The organism is Mesorhizobium norvegicum (assembly GCF_004919685.1).
Lineage (GTDB): Bacteria > Pseudomonadota > Alphaproteobacteria > Rhizobiales > Rhizobiaceae > Mesorhizobium > Mesorhizobium norvegicum.
Window position 1 is genome coordinate 32,703 of the sequence record NZ_SMYZ01000149.1, and the last position, 17,714, is coordinate 50,416.

General features: G+C 64.4%; 14 protein-coding genes. 7 read left to right on the forward strand and 7 right to left on the reverse strand.

The window, feature by feature from the left end:
- Positions 1-56: 56 nt before the first annotated feature.
- Entirely contained in the window at positions 57-1,154 is a 1,098-nt protein-coding gene (locus tag FCU66_RS39450; protein WP_136619532.1) for a methionine ABC transporter ATP-binding protein, read from the forward strand.
- Positions 1,135-1,791 carry a methionine ABC transporter permease gene (locus FCU66_RS39455; protein ID WP_136619533.1) on the forward strand — a complete coding sequence of 219 codons (657 nt, stop codon included), beginning with the start codon at positions 1,135-1,137 and terminating at the stop codon, positions 1,789-1,791. Before FCU66_RS39450 ends, FCU66_RS39455 begins: the two co-directional genes overlap by 20 nt.
- Positions 1,792-2,060: 269 nt before the next feature.
- Here FCU66_RS39455 and FCU66_RS39460 read toward each other — a convergent pair whose 3' ends face one another.
- The 3 genes from FCU66_RS39460 to FCU66_RS39470 form a co-directional block, all read right to left on the reverse strand.
- Positions 2,061-3,176 (reverse strand): aminomethyl transferase family protein, encoded by a 1,116-nt coding sequence (locus tag FCU66_RS39460; RefSeq protein ID WP_246094204.1) that lies wholly within the window; start codon positions 3,174-3,176, stop codon positions 2,061-2,063.
- Positions 3,177-3,295: 119 nt separating this feature from the next.
- The gene (locus FCU66_RS39465) at positions 3,296-5,035 is read right to left on the reverse strand and encodes a hydantoinase B/oxoprolinase family protein (RefSeq protein ID WP_136619535.1); all 1,740 of its coding nucleotides are present in this window, start codon (positions 5,033-5,035) and stop codon (positions 3,296-3,298) included.
- A 1-nt stretch (position 5,036) separates the two neighbouring features.
- On the reverse strand, positions 5,037-7,121 hold the full coding sequence (locus FCU66_RS39470; RefSeq protein WP_136619536.1) for a hydantoinase/oxoprolinase family protein: 2,085 nt from the start codon (positions 7,119-7,121) through the stop codon (positions 5,037-5,039).
- Between the two features lie 208 nt (positions 7,122-7,329).
- Between FCU66_RS39470 and FCU66_RS39475 the strand changes: the two genes are divergently transcribed.
- The 5 genes from FCU66_RS39475 to FCU66_RS39495 all read left to right on the forward strand — a co-directional run bounded on the left by FCU66_RS39475 (position 7,330) and on the right by FCU66_RS39495 (position 13,642).
- Positions 7,330-8,157 (forward strand): ferredoxin--NADP reductase, encoded by an 828-nt coding sequence (locus FCU66_RS39475; protein ID WP_136619537.1) that lies wholly within the window; start codon positions 7,330-7,332, stop codon positions 8,155-8,157.
- 203 nt (positions 8,158-8,360) lie between these two features.
- Entirely contained in the window at positions 8,361-9,410 is a 1,050-nt protein-coding gene (deoC, locus tag FCU66_RS39480; protein ID WP_136619538.1) for a deoxyribose-phosphate aldolase, read from the forward strand.
- Positions 9,411-9,481: 71 nt separating this feature from the next.
- On the forward strand, positions 9,482-11,854 hold the full coding sequence (locus FCU66_RS39485; RefSeq protein WP_136619539.1) for an aldehyde dehydrogenase family protein: 2,373 nt from the start codon (positions 9,482-9,484) through the stop codon (positions 11,852-11,854).
- A gap of 184 nt (positions 11,855-12,038) precedes the next feature.
- Positions 12,039-12,770 carry an SDR family oxidoreductase gene (locus FCU66_RS39490; RefSeq protein WP_136619540.1) on the forward strand — a complete coding sequence of 244 codons (732 nt, stop codon included), beginning with the start codon at positions 12,039-12,041 and terminating at the stop codon, positions 12,768-12,770.
- Between the two features lie 26 nt (positions 12,771-12,796).
- Positions 12,797-13,642 (forward strand): fumarylacetoacetate hydrolase family protein, encoded by an 846-nt coding sequence (locus tag FCU66_RS39495; RefSeq protein ID WP_136619541.1) that lies wholly within the window; start codon positions 12,797-12,799, stop codon positions 13,640-13,642.
- 157 nt (positions 13,643-13,799) lie between these two features.
- On the opposite strand, the gene FCU66_RS39500 is transcribed toward FCU66_RS39495, so the two are convergent.
- From FCU66_RS39500 to FCU66_RS39515, 4 genes are read right to left on the reverse strand one after another with little or no spacing between them, the layout of a single operon-like run.
- Positions 13,800-14,798, reverse strand: coding sequence for an ABC transporter ATP-binding protein (locus FCU66_RS39500; RefSeq protein ID WP_136619542.1), 999 nt, complete (start codon positions 14,796-14,798; stop codon positions 13,800-13,802).
- Positions 14,799-14,813: 15 nt separating this feature from the next.
- The gene (locus FCU66_RS39505; protein ID WP_136619543.1) at positions 14,814-15,875 is read right to left on the reverse strand and encodes a Gfo/Idh/MocA family protein; all 1,062 of its coding nucleotides are present in this window, start codon (positions 15,873-15,875) and stop codon (positions 14,814-14,816) included.
- Positions 15,872-16,711: a carbohydrate ABC transporter permease gene (locus FCU66_RS39510; RefSeq protein WP_136619544.1), complete on the reverse strand. Its 840-nt coding sequence runs from the start codon at positions 16,709-16,711 to the stop codon at positions 15,872-15,874. Before FCU66_RS39510 ends, FCU66_RS39505 begins: the two co-directional genes overlap by 4 nt.
- Positions 16,712-16,721: 10 nt before the next feature.
- Positions 16,722-17,651: a carbohydrate ABC transporter permease gene (locus FCU66_RS39515; RefSeq protein WP_136619545.1), complete on the reverse strand. Its 930-nt coding sequence runs from the start codon at positions 17,649-17,651 to the stop codon at positions 16,722-16,724.
- Positions 17,652-17,714 lie beyond the last annotated feature (63 nt).

Sequence of the window (17,714 nt, forward strand, 5' to 3'; positions counted from 1 at the left end):
TCCGCGCTCAGGCGCGGGCCGCGATTGCGTTTTCGGATGCGAGAACAGGAACATTCATGAACCAGCATATCAAGGCATCCGGGGACACCGCCGATCCGACCCACGCCCGAACCGAGGCGTCTCAGGACGTCGTGCGCCTTGTCGACCTGAAGCGCCGCTTCGGTGTGACGGCGGCGCTCGACGGCATCTCGCTGACCGTGCGCAAGGGCGAGATTCTCGGCATTATCGGCCGCAGCGGCGCCGGCAAATCGACGCTGATCCGTTGCCTGAACGGGTTGGAACGGCCCGATTCCGGCGAGGTGTTCATCGAAGGCCGCGAGATCAGCCGGCTTGGCGAGCGCGACCTGCAGCCGCTGCGGCGGCGCATCGGCATGATCTTCCAGCATTTCAACCTGCTGTCGGCCAAGACCGTCGAGGACAATGTGGCGCTGCCGCTGAAGATCGAAGGGCGCCCCAAGGCCGAACGGCTGGCACGTGCGGCCGAACTGCTCGATCTCGTCGGCCTGTCGGAGAAAGCAAGAGCCTATCCGGCGTCGCTGTCGGGTGGCCAGAAGCAGCGCGTCGGCATCGCCAGGGCGCTTGCGGCACGCCCGGCGCTGTTGCTGTCGGATGAAGCGACATCGGCGCTCGACCCGGAGACGACGCGGTCGATCCTTGCACTGCTCAGAGACATCAACCGGCAGCTTGGCCTGACCATCCTGCTGATCACCCATGAAATGGAGGTGATCCGTTCGATCGCCGACCGCGTTGCGGTGATCGACGCCGGGCGCATCGTCGAGCAAGGACCGGTGTGGTCGGTGTTCGCCGATCCGCGCTCGGACATCACGAGAAGCCTGCTAGGCGCCATCCGGCCGCAACTGCCGGCCGAGCTGGCAGCCCGGCTGCTGCCGGCGGCCGGCGCGCAGACGATCCTGCGCGTGGACGTGGCCGGCGAGGCGGCAAGCGGCCCGCTGCTGTCCGACCTTGCGGTGGCTGTTCCAGGCTCCTTCCGCCTCGTCCATGGCGGCATCGACCATATCCAGCAGCAGCCGGTCGGGACGCTGTTCCTGTCTGTTCCCGGCAGCGATGCAAATCATCTCGCTGACATCATCGCGTTCCTGAAAGCCCGCCAGGCGCGGGTGGAGGTGCTTGGCCATGTCGCCAATCCTGTTTGAGCTTCTGCTGCGTTCGATCTGGGAGACGGTGCTGATGACGGCCGCCTCCGGCCTCATCTCGCTGGTGTTCGGCCTGCCGCTCGGCCTGGCGTTGATTGCCACCGAACGCGGCGGCATTGCCGAGAGCCTATGGGTCAACCGCGCGCTCGGCGCCGTCATCAACGGCTTCCGCTCGGTGCCCTTCATCATCCTTCTGGTGGCACTGATCCCGGTGACGCGGCTGATCGTCGGCACCTCGATCGGTACCTGGGCGGCCATCGTGCCGCTGTCGATCGCCGCCACGCCCTATTACGCGCGCATTGCCGAAGTGTCGCTGCGCGAGGTCGACCGCGGCTTGATCGAGGCGGCGCGCGCCATGGGTGGCAACCGCTGGACGATCATCCGCGAGGTGCTGGTGCCCGAAGCCCTGCCCGGCATCGTCGCCGGCTTCACCGTGACGCTGGTGACGCTGATCGGCGCCTCGGCGATGGCCGGCGCGATCGGTGCCGGCGGCCTCGGCGACCTCGCCATCCGCTACGGCTATCAGCGTTTTGAGACGTCGGTGATGGTGGCGGTGGTTATCGTGCTGATCATCCTGGTTTGCGGCATCCAGTGGGTGGGTGATCGATTGGTGGCGAGGCTGGATCGGCGAGGGTGAGCCGGCTGAACATTCGGATCGGGCCGCAACTTCGTCATCGACGGGCGGAGCAGCCGCGAAGCGGCGTCGCGGAGACCCGAGGATCCATGCCGCGACCTGAGCCGTGGCGTGCAGCGGAGCAGAATTCGGCACCGTTGCGACGCGTTGGAGTCCCGGCATGGATCCTCGGGTCTACGCCGCGTCGCTACGCTCCTTGCTCCGCCCGTGGATGACGAAGTGAAGGGCGTTTCGGCCAGTCGCCAAGGCATGCCGTCCATCGGCGCAAGCGTCTAAGCCCTCAACCTAGCCCCTTCCGGATCGAAGAACGGGATCGGCGAAACGACCGCCTGTGTCGGCTTGCCATCGATATCGATGCTCAGTTCTGTGCCGACAGCGGTAAAAGGCAGCCGCAGATGCGCGGTGGCCAGCACCTTGCCGAGGGAATAGCCGTGGTCGCTGTAGGTAACGACACCGGCATCCTCGCCGTCGGCCAGAACCCTGGCGTCGGTCGCGGCCGGCTTGTCGCCGTCGAGGATCAGCCCGGCCCATTGTTCGTCGAGGCCCGTGTCGCGGACCTTGAGCAGCGCCTCGCGGCCGACGAAATCACCCTTGTCGAACTTGATCCAGCGGTCGAGGCCGACATGGAACGGCGTGCGACTCTCGTCCATGTCGATGCCATGCGCCGGATAGGCTTTTTCCAGCCCCAGCGTGAACATCGCCAGCACGCCATAGGGTTTCAGGCCAAAGTCCCGGCCGGTCCGCATCAGCGCCTCCCAGACGGAGGCTGCCTCGTCGGCGGGCACGAACAGTTCGAAACCGAGTTCGCCAGTCACGCCGGTGCGCGAGATCAGCACCCGCGTGCCGTTGATATGGCCTGACGTGAACGACCAGCGTTTCAGTCCATCCAGATCGGCATCAGCAATCAACGCTTTCAGCAGTTCGCGCGAGCGCGGACCCTGGATGGTCGGGAAGGCGATGGCTGCCGTGATATCGGTGACGTAGGCCTTGCGCCCCTGCGCATGATGCAACAGCCAGGGCAGCATCTTCAGGCGGTTGACCGAGCCGGTCACCAGCATGAAATGCTCCGCCGCCAGCCGGAACACGGTGAGGTCGTCCATGATGCCGCCATCGTCGCGGCAGACCGTGGAATAGCGGACCTGGCCCGGCTTCATCGCAGCGGCGTCATTGACGATGACATGGTTGACCAGCGCCTCGGCATCCGGCCCCTTGATGTCCATCTTGCCCATCGTGCTGAGATCCTGCACGCCGACATTCTTGCGGGTGTTCAGGTGTTCGTCGGCAATGCCGGAATAATATTTGGCCGAGATGAAATCGCCGCCGACACGACCCATGGTCGCGCCCAGCCCGACGATGCTGCTGTAGAAGGGGGAGCGCCGCTCAGCCAAGGAAGTCTCCATCGCTTGCCGACGGCAAAAATACGAGCTTTTGCACCTCCGGCAGAGACGGAAACGACACGCCTTGCGCGGATCACGGCGGATCGAACGCAGTCGCGATCGGCGGTGCGTTAGCCGGCGCGCTGCTTGTCCGTCGCTTTCCGGTCAATGGCGAGTTCGCCTGCCGACAGGACAACGCCGAATTTTTCACTGGCTTCTTCAGCCGTATAGTAACCTAGGGCCACGTCGCGCAGCACCAGATCGGGATTGCGCTGCAGCGGATCGCCATAGCCGCCGCCGCCCGGCGTGCCGACGCGCACGCGGTCGCCGGCCTTCAGCGCGATATCCTGCTCCTTGGACAGATGCAGCGGCACATGTTCCTCACCGCCGCGAAACACGGTCACCGTGTTGACCGCGCCGTCCTTGCCGCCGAGCGCACCTTGCGGGCCAAAACGGCCATGGTCCATGACGAAGGAGGCACGGGCGTCGCCACGCAGGATTTCGACCTCATAGGCGAGGCCAAAGCCGCCGCGATGCTTGCCGGCGCCGCCCGAGCCTTCGCGCAGGGCGTAGTGGCGGTAGAGCACCGGAAACGCCTGCTCCATGATCTCGACCGGTGGCGACTTCGAGATGCCGATGGTCGAGCAGCCATTGGTCAGGCCGTCATGGCCTGAATTGCCGCCATAGCCGCCGCCGGAGATCTGGTACATGACGTAATCGCGTCCGCGTGCCGGGTCGTTGCCGCCGAGCGCGAAATTGCCGCTGGAGCCGGCGGGCGCCGCCGTCACCTTCTCCGGCAGCGCTTGCACCATCGCCGCGAACACCGCCTCGGCGATGCGCTGCGACACCTCGGCCGCGCAGCCCGATACGGGGCGCGGATATTTGGCGTCGAGGAAGGTTCCTTCCGGCCGCTTGACTTCAAGCGGTTCGAAAGCGCCGGCGCTGATCGGCACATCGGGGAAAATGTGACGCATGGCGAGATAGACCGAGGACAGGGTCGTCGCCAGCACGCTGTTCATCGGTCCGGCGCAAGGTTTGGACGAACCGGTGAAATCGAAGGTCAGCGTGTCGCCGTTCTTCTCGACGGCGAGCGCGATGATCAGCGGCTGGTTGACCACCCCGTCGGAATCGACAAAGGCCTTCGAGCGGTAGGTGCCGTCGGGGATGGCCGCTATGTTGGCGCGCATCTGCTCGGCGGCACGGCGGCGCAGTTCGGCGATCGCCTCGACAACCGTTTCGTCACCATAACGATCCAGGATCCCGTTGAGCCGGTCCTGGCCGATCAGCAATGCGGCGGCCTGGGCTCTGATGTCACCGATGCGCTGGTCGGCGACGCGGATGTTGGAGCAGATGATGGCGTAGATCTCGGGATCGAGCACGCCCTTCTTGAACAGTTTCACCGGCGGGAGCCGCAGCCCTTCCTGCTCGACGGCAGTCGCCGAGGCTGAAAAACCGCCAGGCACCGAACCGCCAATGTCGGGCCAATGGCCGGTGTTCGACAGCCAGCAGAAAATCTTGCCGTCCCGGTAGACCGGCATGGCGAAGCGCACATCCATCAGATGGGTGCCGCCGAGATAGGGATCGTTGACGATGTAGATGTCGCCCGGCTCGGGCGGCAGGCAGCGGCCATCGGCGATCATCTCGATCACCGTCCTGGTCGAATACTGCATGACGCCGACGAAGACCGGCAGGCCCTGGCTGCCTTGCGCGATCAGCGAGCCGTCGACGGCGGAGTAGATGCCGTCGGAACGGTCGTTGGCCTCGGCGATCACAGGCGAGAACGCCGCGCGCGAAAAGGTCAGGTCCATCTCGTCGCAGACCTGCTGAAGTGCTGCCTGGAGGACCGAGAGGGTGATGGCGTCGAGCTTCATATCAGGCCTCGCCAATGTCGATGATGATGTTGCCGTCGGCGTCGCAGCGCGCGCGGTCGCCGGGTTCGAGCACGGTGGTCGCGTCCATTTGTTCGAGGATCGCCGGCCCTTCGATGACGGCGTCGAGCGGCAGTTTTTCGCGCGCATACACCGGCGTGTCGTGCCAGCGTCCGCCATACCAGACCGGCCGGATTTCGCGCCGCGCCTCGTCGAGCGTTTTCGCGCGTCCCGCCGGGTCAATCAGGCGCGACAGATCGATCGCCGGGCGAACGCCGGTCACCGAGGTGTTGAGATTGACGAGATTGGCGCGGATTTCCGGCAGCTCGACCTTGAAGCGGGCGAAATAGGCCTTTTCGAACAGAAGCTGCAGCGTCGCCCGCGTCACCGATGACGACGGCAGCGCCACGTTGATGATGTGGGTCTGGCCGACGAACTGCATGTCGGCGGAGTGGGTGACGCGGATCGTCTCCGGCTTCACCGCTTCCTTGCCGATCAGCTCCTCGCCTTCGTTTCGGTGCCGTTCCAATACAGCGTGAAGCTGGGTTTCGTCGAGCACCGCCACTGGCTGGTTGATGGTGTTGACGAAGTCGTGGCGCAGATCGGCGACGACGCAGCCGAGCGCGTTGGTGATGCCTGGACGCGCCGGCACCAGCACCCGAGGCAGGCCGAGTTCGCGCGCCAGGGCAGTCGCATGCAGCGGCCCGGCGCCGCCAAAGGCGAACAGCGCGAAATCGCGCGGATCATGGCCGCGTGATACCGAGACCATGCGGATGGCGCCGGCCATCTTCATGTTGCCGAGCCGCAGCACGGCCCCGGCCGCCTCGACACCGGACAGGCCGGTCGCCTTGCCGATCTTCTCCTCGAAGATGCCGGTGACGCGCTCTGATGTGACCGGATTGTCGACCGCAAGCAATTTCTTCGGCGCCAGCCGGCCAAGCACCAGATTGGCGTCGGTGATGGTCGGCTCGAGGCCGCCGCGCCCGTAGCAGATCGGGCCGGGATTGGCGCCAGCACTTTCCGGGCCGATCTGGATCAGGCCGGCCGCATCGACACGGGCGATCGAGCCGCCACCGGCGCCGACCGTGTGCACCGCCACCATCGGCACGTGGATCGGCATCGCATATTCGATCTCGATCTCGTTCGACACAGCCGGCTCGGCATTGCGGATCAGCGCCACGTCGGTCGAGGTGCCGCCCATGTCGTAGGTGACGAGGTTTTCGAAGCCGGCGCGTTTTCCGGTATAGGCGGCGGCGATGACGCCCGAGGCCGGTCCCGACATCACAGTCTTGGCTGACTCACGTGTGACGAAGCGGGCCGAGATCATGCCGCCATTGCCGTTCATGATCAGGAAGTCGCGGGCATAGCCTTTTGCAGCCAGTTCCTTGCGCAGCCGCTCGACATAGCGCTCGAGGATCGGCTGCACGGAGGCGTTGACCGAGGCGGTGACGCCGCGCTCGAATTCGCGCGCTTCCGACAGCAGCGCATGGCCCACCGTGATGTAGCCGTTCGGCCAGAGCTCGGCGGCGATTTCGGCGGCGCGCCGCTCATGCGTTGGGTTGGCGTAGGAATGCAGGAAATGGATGACGAGAGATTCGCAGCCGGCCGCGATCAGCGTCTTCACCGCCTCGCGCATTTCGGCCTCGTCGAGCGGCATGCGTATCGCGCCCGACGCCTCGACGCGCTCCGACACTTCGAGCCTGAGATTGCGCGGGATGATCGGCACGAAGCTGCCGGTCATGCCATAGGCCTGCGGCCGCGTGCGCCGGCCAAGCTCGATCACGTCGCGAAAGCCGCGCGTCGTGATCATGCCGGTTTTCGCCAGCCGCCGTTCGAGCACCGCATTGGTGGTGGTGGTCGTGCCATGCACGATGAGGTCGATGCCGTCGATCGGAAATCCGGTGGCGCCGAGTGCCGAAACGACGCCGAAAGCCTGGTTGTCGACCGTGGTCGGAGTCTTGGCGATATGCACCCTGCCGCCGTCGCGTCCGTCGATCAGGAGCAGGTCGGTGAAGGTGCCGCCGACATCGATACCGGCGACGACATTTCCCAGGGAATCGCGCGCTTGCGCCGAAATATTCTCTTTCATCGTCGAAACCCGAAATGCCCGGACTACGGATATGTGCCAGTTTGGAAAGGTGTTTTACGGTAGCACCTTGACGCAAATATCGTTTGTATACTAATAAATTCCCGACACAAGAGCTTACCGCTTTGGAGTGTGCGAACAGCACGCCGGAACCTGAATGGTTCGGGCGCGCAGGTGAAGGTTTGGCGCCCGCGCCAGAAGGTTGGATTTGATGAACACCACATCCGCTCTCAACACCGTCGGCGCCCGCCCGCTGCAATTCCCGATTCCGGCCAACGTCTATGCCGAGACCGTCGTCTCGGTGAAGCACTATACCGACCGGCTGTTCTCGTTCCGCATCACTCGTCCGCAGTCGCTGCGCTTCCGCTCCGGCGAGTTCGTCATGATCGGCCTGCCCAATGCCGAGAAGCCGGTGTACCGCGCCTATTCGGTGGCGAGCCCGGCCTGGGACGAAGAGCTGGAATTCTTCTCGATCAAGGTGCCGGACGGCCCGCTGACCTCGGAACTGCAGAAGATCCAGGTCGGCGACACCGTCATTATGCGCCAGAAGTCGACCGGCACTTTGGTGGTCGACGCGCTGACCCCCGCCAAGCGCCTGTTCATGGTCTCGACCGGCACCGGCATCGCGCCCTTCGCCAGCCTGCTGCGCGACCCCGACACCTACGAGAAATTCGATCAGCTGATCCTGACCCATACCTGCCGCGACAATGCCGAACTGACCTATGGCCAGGAATTGGTGGCGGCGCTGGAAAGCGACCCGCTGATCGGCGAGCTGACCGCCGGCCGCGTCACGCTCTACAATTCGACGACCCGCGAAGAGTCGGCCTGCATGGGCCGCATCACCGCGCTGATCGGCTCCGGCAAGTTCTACAACGATCTCGGCATCGAGAAGCTCAACCCGGAAACCGACCGCATCATGATCTGCGGCTCGATGCATATGCTCAAGGACGTCAAGGAGCTGGCCGAGAGCCTCGGCTTCGTGGAAGGCTCGCTGAGCCATCCGGCGACTTTTGTGGTTGAGCGCGCCTTCGTCGGCTAGAGCCGGGCTTCAGCGCCCTCAAAATCAGCTTTTGACCGTACGGTCAAAAATTAGCTGCTTTCGCAGCCTTTTTCAGCTATCCCTCGCTTGAGGACTCGTGAAGCGTGACTTCACGGGCTATCTTCGTGCGTGTCGCCCAAAAGTGTCGAGCGGTTTTGGGAAACGAGGACATAAGCGCACGTCGCTGAATGAAAGGGCAGGAGATGAGCAGCACAATCCGCGAAGCCGATGTTGGCTCGTCCAAGGTGACGCCGCTACCGGCGCGCGCGGCCGCCAATACCCCCCTCCCGCACGACCATCGTATCGCGCGCAATCCAGGCATGAAGCTCGACCTCGGCTTCATGGAATCGGTGCGCAGCGTCAATCGCTCGGCGCTGGAACGCCGTGTTGCCAGCCTGACCAAGCGGCGCTCGATCAAGGCCGACAACCAGGCGGCCTGGCTGCTAAAGGCCGTCGCCTGCATGGATTTGACGACGCTGAATTCCAACGACACCGAGGAGCGCGTGCGCCGGCTCTGCGCCAAGGCGATCAATCCGTTCCGCCGCGACATCGTCGAGGGCCTCGGCATTTCTGGCGAGACCATCCGCCCGGCCGCCGTCTGCGTCTACCATCCCTTCGTCGCCACCGCCGTCGATGCCGTGCGCGGCACCGGCATCCATGTCGCCGCCGTCTCCACTGCCTTTCCGCATGGCCTTGCGCCGCTGTCGACCCGCCTGCAGGAAATCGAAGCCTCGGTCCGCGACGGCGCCGACGAGATCGACGTCGTCATTCCGCGCGGGCTGGTGTTCGGCGCCAAGTGGCGGGAGCTTTACAATGAGATCGTCTCGATGCGCGCCGCCTGCGGTGACGCGCATCTGAAGGTCATCCTCGGCACCGGCGACCTCGCCACGCTGCGCAATGTCATGCTGGCCTCGATGGTGGCGATGATGGCAGGCGCCGACTTCATCAAGACCTCGACCGGCAAGGAAAGCGTCAACGCGACGCTGCCCGTCGGCCTCGCCATGGTGCGCGCCATCAGGGCCTATTTCGAGGAAACCGGCTATCTCATCGGCTTCAAGCCGGCCGGTGGCATTTCCACGGCCAAGGCCTCGCTCGACTGGCTGGTGCTGATGAAGGAAGAACTCGGCCGCCCATGGCTGGAGCCCGAGCTGTTCCGCTTCGGCGCCTCGAGCCTGCTGACCGACATCGAGCGCCAGCTCGAGCACCATCTGACCGGACACTATTCGGCCAATCATCGCCACGCGATGGCTTGAGCGCACCACCCCCCACCCCGATCGGCTTTGCCGATCGACCCTCCCAGGCGGGAGGGTGAAGGAGGCACCTGATGAACATCCTCGATCGCTATCACGCCATGGAGTACGGCCCGGCGCCGGAAGCCCGCAACGAGGCCGATGCGTGGCTTGCCGCGCGGGATTTCTCCAAGGCGCTGTTCATCGGCGGCGACTGGAAAGCCGCCTCTGGCGGCAAGACTTTCGACACCAGCGAGCCCTCTTCCGGCAAGCTGCTGGCCAAGGTATCCGACGCCAGTGCCGCCGACATCGACGCGGCGGTTGCGGCGGCCACCAAGGCGCTGCCGAAGTGGAGCGCCAGTTCGGGCTATGTCAGGGCAAAAGTGCTCTATGCCATTGGCCGTGCCATGCAGCGCCACCAGCGTCTGTTCGCGGTGCTTGAGACAATCGACAACGGCAAGCCGATCCGCGAAAGCCGCGACATCGACATACCGCTGGCGATCCGCCATTTCATCCACCATGCCGGCTGGGCACAGGCGCTGGACAGGGATTTCCCCGGCCAAAAGGGTGTCGGCGTCGTCGGCCAGATCATCCCGTGGAATTTTCCGCTGCTGATGCTGGCCTGGAAGATCGCGCCGGCGCTAGCCGCCGGCTGCACCGTCGTGCTGAAGCCGGCCGAATTCACGCCGCTGACATCAATCCTGTTTGCCGAGATCTGCGAACGCGCCGGCGTGCCGAAGGGTGTCGTCAACATCGTCCAGGGCGGGCCGGAGGCGGGCGCGGCCATCGTCAACCATCCCGGCATCCAGAAGATCGCCTTCACCGGCTCGTCCGAAGTCGGCAAGATCATCCGCAAGGCAACCGCCGGCTCGGGCAAGAAACTGTCGCTGGAGCTCGGCGGCAAATCGGCCTTCATCGTCTTCGAGGATGCCGATCTCGACAGCGCGGTCGAAGGCCTGGTCGACGGCATCTGGTTCAACCAGGGCCAGGTCTGCTGCGCCGGCTCGCGCCTGCTGGTCCAGGAAGGCATAGCGGACGCCCTGATCGCCAAGGTCAAGACACGGATGAGCCGGTTGCGCGTCGGCAGCCCGCTGGACAAGAACACCGATATCGGCCCGCTGGTCGACGCCACACAGCTCGACCGCGTCAAGGGTCTGGTCGCCGAGGGCGCCAGGCAAGGCGCCGTCTGCTGGCAGCCGGATGCGGCGCTGCCGCCCTCCGGTTACTACTATCTGCCGACGCTCGCCACCGGTGTTTCGCCGGCTAACATCTTGGCTCAGGAAGAAGTGTTCGGGCCGGTTCTGGCCACCATGACCTTCCGCAACACCGAGGAAGCGATCGAGCTGGCCAACAACACGCGCTACGGGCTGGCCGCCTCGGTGTGGAGCGAAAATGTCAACCTTGCCTTGCACGTCGCGCCGCAATTGAAGGCTGGCGTCGTCTGGGTCAACGGCACCAACATGTTTGACGCCGCCTGTGGTTTCGGCGGCTACCGTGAAAGCGGATTCGGCCGCGAAGGCGGGCGTGAAGGCATGTTCGAATATCTCGCGACGAAACTGCCGCTTGGCGCGGTCATCAAGCCGGCGACGATCTCGGCGCAGCCTGCCGAGCAGCCGGACGGCGACACGATCGATCGCACGGCAAAGCTGTTCATCGGCGGCAAACAGGTTCGGCCGGACGGCAATTATTCGCTGGCGGTCGCCACCGCCAAGGGCAAGCTTGCCGGCGAGGTCGGGCTCGGTAGCCGCAAGGATATCCGCGATGCCGTCTCCGCGGCCCGCGCTTGCAAGGGCTGGCCCGAGGCGACCGCCTATAACAGGTCCCAGGTGCTCTACTATCTGGCCGAGAACCTTTCCGGTCGCGCCAGCGAATTCGCCGCTCGCCTGACCGAGCTTACGGGTGCGGCCGCCAAGGCGGCGCGCGAGGAGGTCGACCAGTCCATCGAGCGGCTGTTCCTCTATGCCGGCCTTGCCGACAAGTTCGAGGGGCGCGTGCACCAGCCACCGGCGCGCGCCGTGACATTGGCGCTGCATGAGCCGGTCGGTGTCGTTGGCATCGTCGCGCCTGATACCTCGCCGTTGCTTGGCCTGATCTCGCTGATCGCACCCGCGCTGGCCATGGGCAACACGGTGGTGGCGGTGCCTTCGGAGCGCTATCCGCTGCTGGCGACCGATCTCTACCAGGTCATCGAATATTCCGACGTCCCAGCCGGCGCCATCAACATCGTCACCGGCCGCACCGCCGAACTTGCCGGCGTACTGGCCAAGCATGACGATGTCGACGGGCTCTGGGTGTTCGCCGATGCCGACACCTGCGCCAAGGCGGAAGCCGAGTCCATCGGCAACCTCAAGCGGGTCTGGAGCGGCAATGGCCGCGGCCTCGACTGGGCGTCCGACGAGGCTGCCGGCGACGCCTTCCTGCGCCGCGCCGTCGAGGTGAAGAACGTCTGGGTGCCATACGGCGATTGAGCCCACGTGGCTATCGCGATGGTGATCGCGTTCGGGCTTGACGCCCGGACGCTTGTTCTTTAACGAGAAAAAACATCTTTATCTGTGGGCTGACAGGCGCGCAGGCCGCATAATGGCGTCCGACTGGCACATGACGCCCTGGCCGACTGCCGATAAACCCGGACGATCCCTAGAGGAGAACAGCATGGCGGATCTGGCAGGCAAGATCGTTGTCGTCACGGCAGCGGCACAAGGCATCGGCAAGGCGAGCGCGCTGGCTTTCGCCAAGGCAGGTGCCGTGGTCCACGCCACCGACATCAACGAGACGCTTCTCGCTGAGCTCGCCAAGACGCCAGGGATCAAGACCCGCAAGCTGGACGTGCTCAACGACGAGGCCGTCAACGCCGCTTTTGCCGAGATCGGTGTCGTCGACGTGCTGTTCAACTGCGCCGGTTTCGTCCATTCCGGCTCGATCCTCGAGATGAAGGACGCCGATCTCGATTTCGCGCTGAACCTCAATGTCCGCGCCATGATCCGCACCAGCCGCGCCGTGCTGCCCGGTATGCTGGAACGCGGCGACGGATCGATCATCAACATGGCCTCGCTGGCCAGTTCGACCAAGGGCGTGCCCAACCGCTTCGTTTACGGCCTGACCAAGGCCGCCGTCATCGGCCTGACCAAGGCAATCGCCGCCGACTATGTCGGCAAGGGCATACGCTGCAACGCCATCTGCCCCGGCACGGTCGAGAGCCCGTCGCTGCAGGACCGCATGCATGCGCAAGGCGACTACGATGCCGCCCGCGCCGCCTTCATCGCGCGTCAGCCGATGGGCCGGCTCGGCACCCCGGAGGAAATCGCCGATCTCGCCGTCTATCTGGCCGGCGCCACCTATACGTCCGGGCAGGCCTACAATATCGACGGCGGCTGGTCGATCTGAACCATTTTTACTGAGGAGAGCATGACATGAAGCTGCTGCGCTATGGCGAGGTCGGGAGCGAACGCCCCGGCCTGCTCGATGCGGATGGAACGATCCGTGATCTCACTGGCCATGTCACCGATATCGGCGGCAAGGCACTCGATCCGGCATCGCTGGCTGATCTCGCCAAGCTCGATCCGAAGTCGCTGCCGGTGGTTTCCGGCAGCCCGCGCCTCGGCGCCTGCGTTGCCGGCACCGGCAAGTTCATCTGCATCGGCCTCAACTATTCCGACCATGCCGCCGAAACCGGCGCCACCGTGCCGCCGGAGCCGATCATCTTCATGAAGGCAAGCTCGGCCATTGTCGGGCCGGATGACGACGTGCTGATCCCGCGCGGCTCTGTGAAGACCGACTGGGAAGTCGAGCTGGCCGTGGTCATCGGCAAAACCGCCAAATATGTCAGCGAGGCCGACGCGCTCGACTATGTTGCCGGCTATTGCGTCGCCCACGATGTCTCCGAGCGCGCCTTCCAGGCCGAGCGTCAAGGCCAGTGGACCAAGGGCAAGAGCTGCGACACGTTCGGCCCGACCGGCCCATGGCTGGTGACCAAGGACGAGGTATCGGATCCGCAGAACCTCAAAATGTGGCTGACCGTCAACGGCAAGACGATGCAGAACGGCTCGACCAAGACCATGGTCTACGGCGTCAAGTATCTGGTTTCCTATCTCAGCCAGTTCATGTCGCTGCACCCCGGCGACATCATCTCCACCGGCACGCCGCCCGGCGTTGGCCTCGGCATGAAGCCGCCGGTGTTCCTGAAGGCGGGTGATGTGGTGGAGCTGGGCATTGAAGGCCTGGGGCAGCAGAAGCAGACGTTCAGGGCGGACGTGTAGATCTGCAAGGTTGCGCTGCCCCCCTCATCCGGCCGCTTCGCGGCCACCTTCTCCCCGCTGGGGAGAAGAGGTGAGCGACGGCGCTGACAATCTCCTCTCCCCTCGGGGAGAGGTCAGCCGAGCGAAGCGGAGGCTGGGTGAGGGGGCTGCGCCGGCCCTACTTCAGCACCTTCCCATCAGCCCCAAACCGATAGGTCTTCGCCGGATCCGGCGTCGCATACAGCGTCGCACCCGGCTCCGCATCATAGACACCAAAAATGCGTACGGTGATCAGTCCGGCCTTCTCGCAGTCGAGATAGAGATTGGTGTCGGCGCCGAGATGCTCGGCATGCACCACCGTACCCTTCCAGGCGCCTGACTTCGGATCGACGGTCAGGTGCTCCGGTCGCACGCCGATGGTCTTGGCTGTTTCGCCGAGGCGAGCGCCGTCGACGAAATTCATCTTCGGCGAGCCGATGAAGCCGGCGACGAACTCATTTGCCGGCGAATTGTAGAGCTCCATCGGGCCGCCGATCTGCTCGATCCGGCCGGCATTGAGCACGACGATCTTGTCGGCCAGCGTCATCGCCTCGACCTGGTCGTGGGTGACGTAGATCATGGTCGCCTTCAACCGACGGTGCAGCTGCGCGATTTCCAGCCTTGTGTTGACGCGCAGAGCCGCGTCGAGGTTCGACAACGGCTCGTCGAACAGGAACAATTTTGGCTCGCGCACCACGGCGCGGCCGATGGCGACACGCTGGCGCTGGCCGCCGGAGAGTTCGGCCGGCCGCCGCTCGAGATAGGGTTCCAGCGACAGCATCGACGAGGCTATGCCGATGCGGCGCTCGATCTCGGCCGCCGGCGTGCCGGCCTGCTTGAGGCCGAGACCCATATTGTTCTTCACCGTGAGATGCGGGTAGAGCGCATAGGTCTGGAACACCATGGCGATGCCGCGCTTGGCCGGCGGCGTGGCAGAGACGTCCGCGCCGTCGATCACCACACGGCCCGAGGTCGAATCCTCCAGTCCGGCAATGACTCTGAGCAAGGTCGACTTGCCGCAGCCGGACGGGCCGACGAAGACGACGAATTCGCCATCAGTCACTTCGAGGTTGATGCCCTTCAGCACCTCGACCGGCCCGAAGGCCTTCTTCACGTTCTCGATGTTCAGCGAGCCCACGGCTTCGTCCCTGTTCTAGAGTTTGACGGCGGCGCCGCTGCGCACGCTCTCGTCCGCGGCAAGGCAGACGGCGAGCGACTTGACCGCGTCGTCCATGTGTTTGGTGAGATCCAGATCCTCGCGGATCGCCTTCAGCACAAAGGCCTGTTCGAGATCGCAGAGGTCCTGGTGGCCGGGTTCGCCTTCCATCGACAGCATTTCGTCCGGCCTAGCGAATTTGCCGTCCGCCCCGGTCGCGGCGCTGTGCAGGCGGATGGTCGAGGTCTTGGTGTGGGTGTCGATGTCGGCGGACTTCACACCCTCCTTCATGACGATCGACACGCAGCCATTCGGCGAGATCACGTCCTTAACGAAGAAGGCCGTTTCCGAAATCATCGGCCCCCAACCGGCTTCGTACCAGCCGACGGAACCGTCATCGAACAGCACCTGCAGGTGGCCGTAATTGTACATCGACGGCGCAACCTCCTCGGTCAGCCGCACGCCCATGCCACGCACTTCCACAGGCTTCGCATCGGTGATTTGCAGCATGACGTCGAGATAGTGCACGCCGCAATCGACGATCGGCGACGTCGTCTGCATCAACTGCTTGTGCGTCTCCCAGGTATGGCCCGAAGACTGCTGGTTAAGGTTCATGCGGAAGACGTAGGGGCCGCCGAGCTTGCGCGCTTCGGCGATCAGCCTGATCCAGGACGGGTGATGGCGCAGGATATAGCCGATCACCAGTTTCTTGCCATTGGCCTTGGCCGCCGCGACGACGCGCTTGGCGTCGGCCACGGTCGTTGCCAGCGGCTTTTCGACGAAGACATGGCAGCCGGCCTCGAACGCCTTCACCGCATAGTCGGCATGGCTGTCGGAATAGGTGGCGATGCAGGCGACGTCAGGTTTTTCGTCGCGCAAAGCCTCGTCGAAGGAACGCCTGATGCCATAGCCGGAAAGCCCATCCGGCAGCGGCACGTCGGAGCGGTTGACCAGTGCCGCGATCTGGAAGCCCGGATTGGTGTGATAGGCCAGCGCATGGCTGCGGCCCATATTGCCGAGGCCGGCGACGACGACGCGCAGGGGTGTTTCAGAACTCACTTCACCGCTCCCGACGTAATGCCGCGGATCAGCTGCCGCGAGAAGATGGCGTAGAGGATCAGCACCGGCATGATCGCCAGCGACAGCGCGGCCAGGATGGCGTTCCAGTTGGTGACGAACTGGCCGAGGAACAGCTGCGCGCCGAGCGTCACCGTCTTGGTTTCTTCCGACGGCGCCAGGATCAGCGGGAACCACAGATCGTTCCAGATCGGGATCATGGTGAAGACGGCAACGGTTGCCATCGATGGCCTGACCAGCGGCAGCACCAGCCGGAAGAAGATGGTGTATTCGGACAGGCCGTCGATGCGGCCGGCATTCTTCAGATCGTCGGACACCTGCTTCATGAATTCCGACAGGATGAAGACGGCAAGCGGCAGACCCTGCGCGGTGTAGACCAGGATCAGCGCCGTCAGCGTGTTGACCAGCCCGCTCGCCACCATCAATTGCAGGATGGCGACGGTGCCGAGGCGGATCGGGATCATGATGCCGAGCGCCAGATAGAGTCCCATCAGCGTGTTGCCGCGAAAGCGGTATTCCGACAGCGCAAACGCAGCCATGGCGCCGAACAAGAGCACGAAGAACAGCGAGGCGACGGTGACGACGAGACTGTTCTGGAAATAGTGGATGAAGTCGCCCTGGCCGATCACCGTGGTGTAGCCGATCAGGTCGAAAGTCTTCGGTGTCGGCGGCGTCAGCGGCGCGCCGAAGATGCCCGCGCGCGACTTGAACGAGTTCATGATGACGAGGATCACCGGAAACAGCGCGATCGCCGTGTAGGTCAACAGGATCGCGTGGGCGCCGATGGTGCGGGGCAGGGAACGGGTAGCGGTGCTCATCTCTTGCCCCTCAGAACTGGTAGCGACGCAGGCGCGTCTGCACGAGGAAGAGGTAGACGCAGACGCCGCCGAGGATGATCAGGAACATCATCGTGGCGATCGCCGCCCCCATATTGGGATCGCCGACCTGCAGCTGGAAGCCGAAGAAGGCGCGGTAGAGGAAGGTGCCTAGGATGTCGGTCGAATAATTCGGCCCGGCGAGTGCCCCTTGCGCGGTGTAGATCAGGTCGAAGGCGTTGAAATTGCCGACGAAGGTGAGGATCGAGATGATGCCGATCGACGGCAGGATCAGCGGCAGCTTGATCTTCCAGAATTGCGACAGGCCGGTGATGCCGTCGCATTCGGCCGCCTCGATCACCTCTTCGGGGATCGACAGCAGCGCGGCATAGATCAGCATCATCGGAATGCCGACGAACTGCCACACCGAGATCAGGCTGAGCGCCGTCAGCGCGTATTCTTCCTTGCCCAGCCATGGCGTGAACAGGCTTTTCAGGCCGACGAGGTCGAGCAGATGCGGCGCCACGCCCCATAGTGGCGACAGGATAAGCTTCCAGGCGAAGCCGACGATGACGAAGGACAGGATGGTCGGCACGAAGATCGCCGTGCGGTAGAAGGCCGCAAATCTGAGCCTGGGGCTGGACAGCAACGCCGCAAGCATGACGCCGATCGGGTTCTGCACCAGCATGTGGATGATGAAGAACCAGGTGTTGTTCCTCAGCGCGTTCCAGAAATTCACCGACCAGTTGGGGTCGCCGAACAGGGTGAGGAAGTTTTCCAGCCCGACGAAGACCTGGTGCTGCTCGATATTGCGGAACAGCGACAGCTGCAGCGTGCCGGCGAGCGGCAGGATCATGATCGCCGTGTAGACAAGCACTGCCGGCGCCAGGAAGACGCCAATGTGCCAGCGGAACGGTCTTTTCGGTCTGATATCTGCGGCCATGAGTTCGGTCCCCGCCGTTCAGGTCTCGGCAAATGCCGCCAGAGGTGCGGCGCCCCCCTCCCC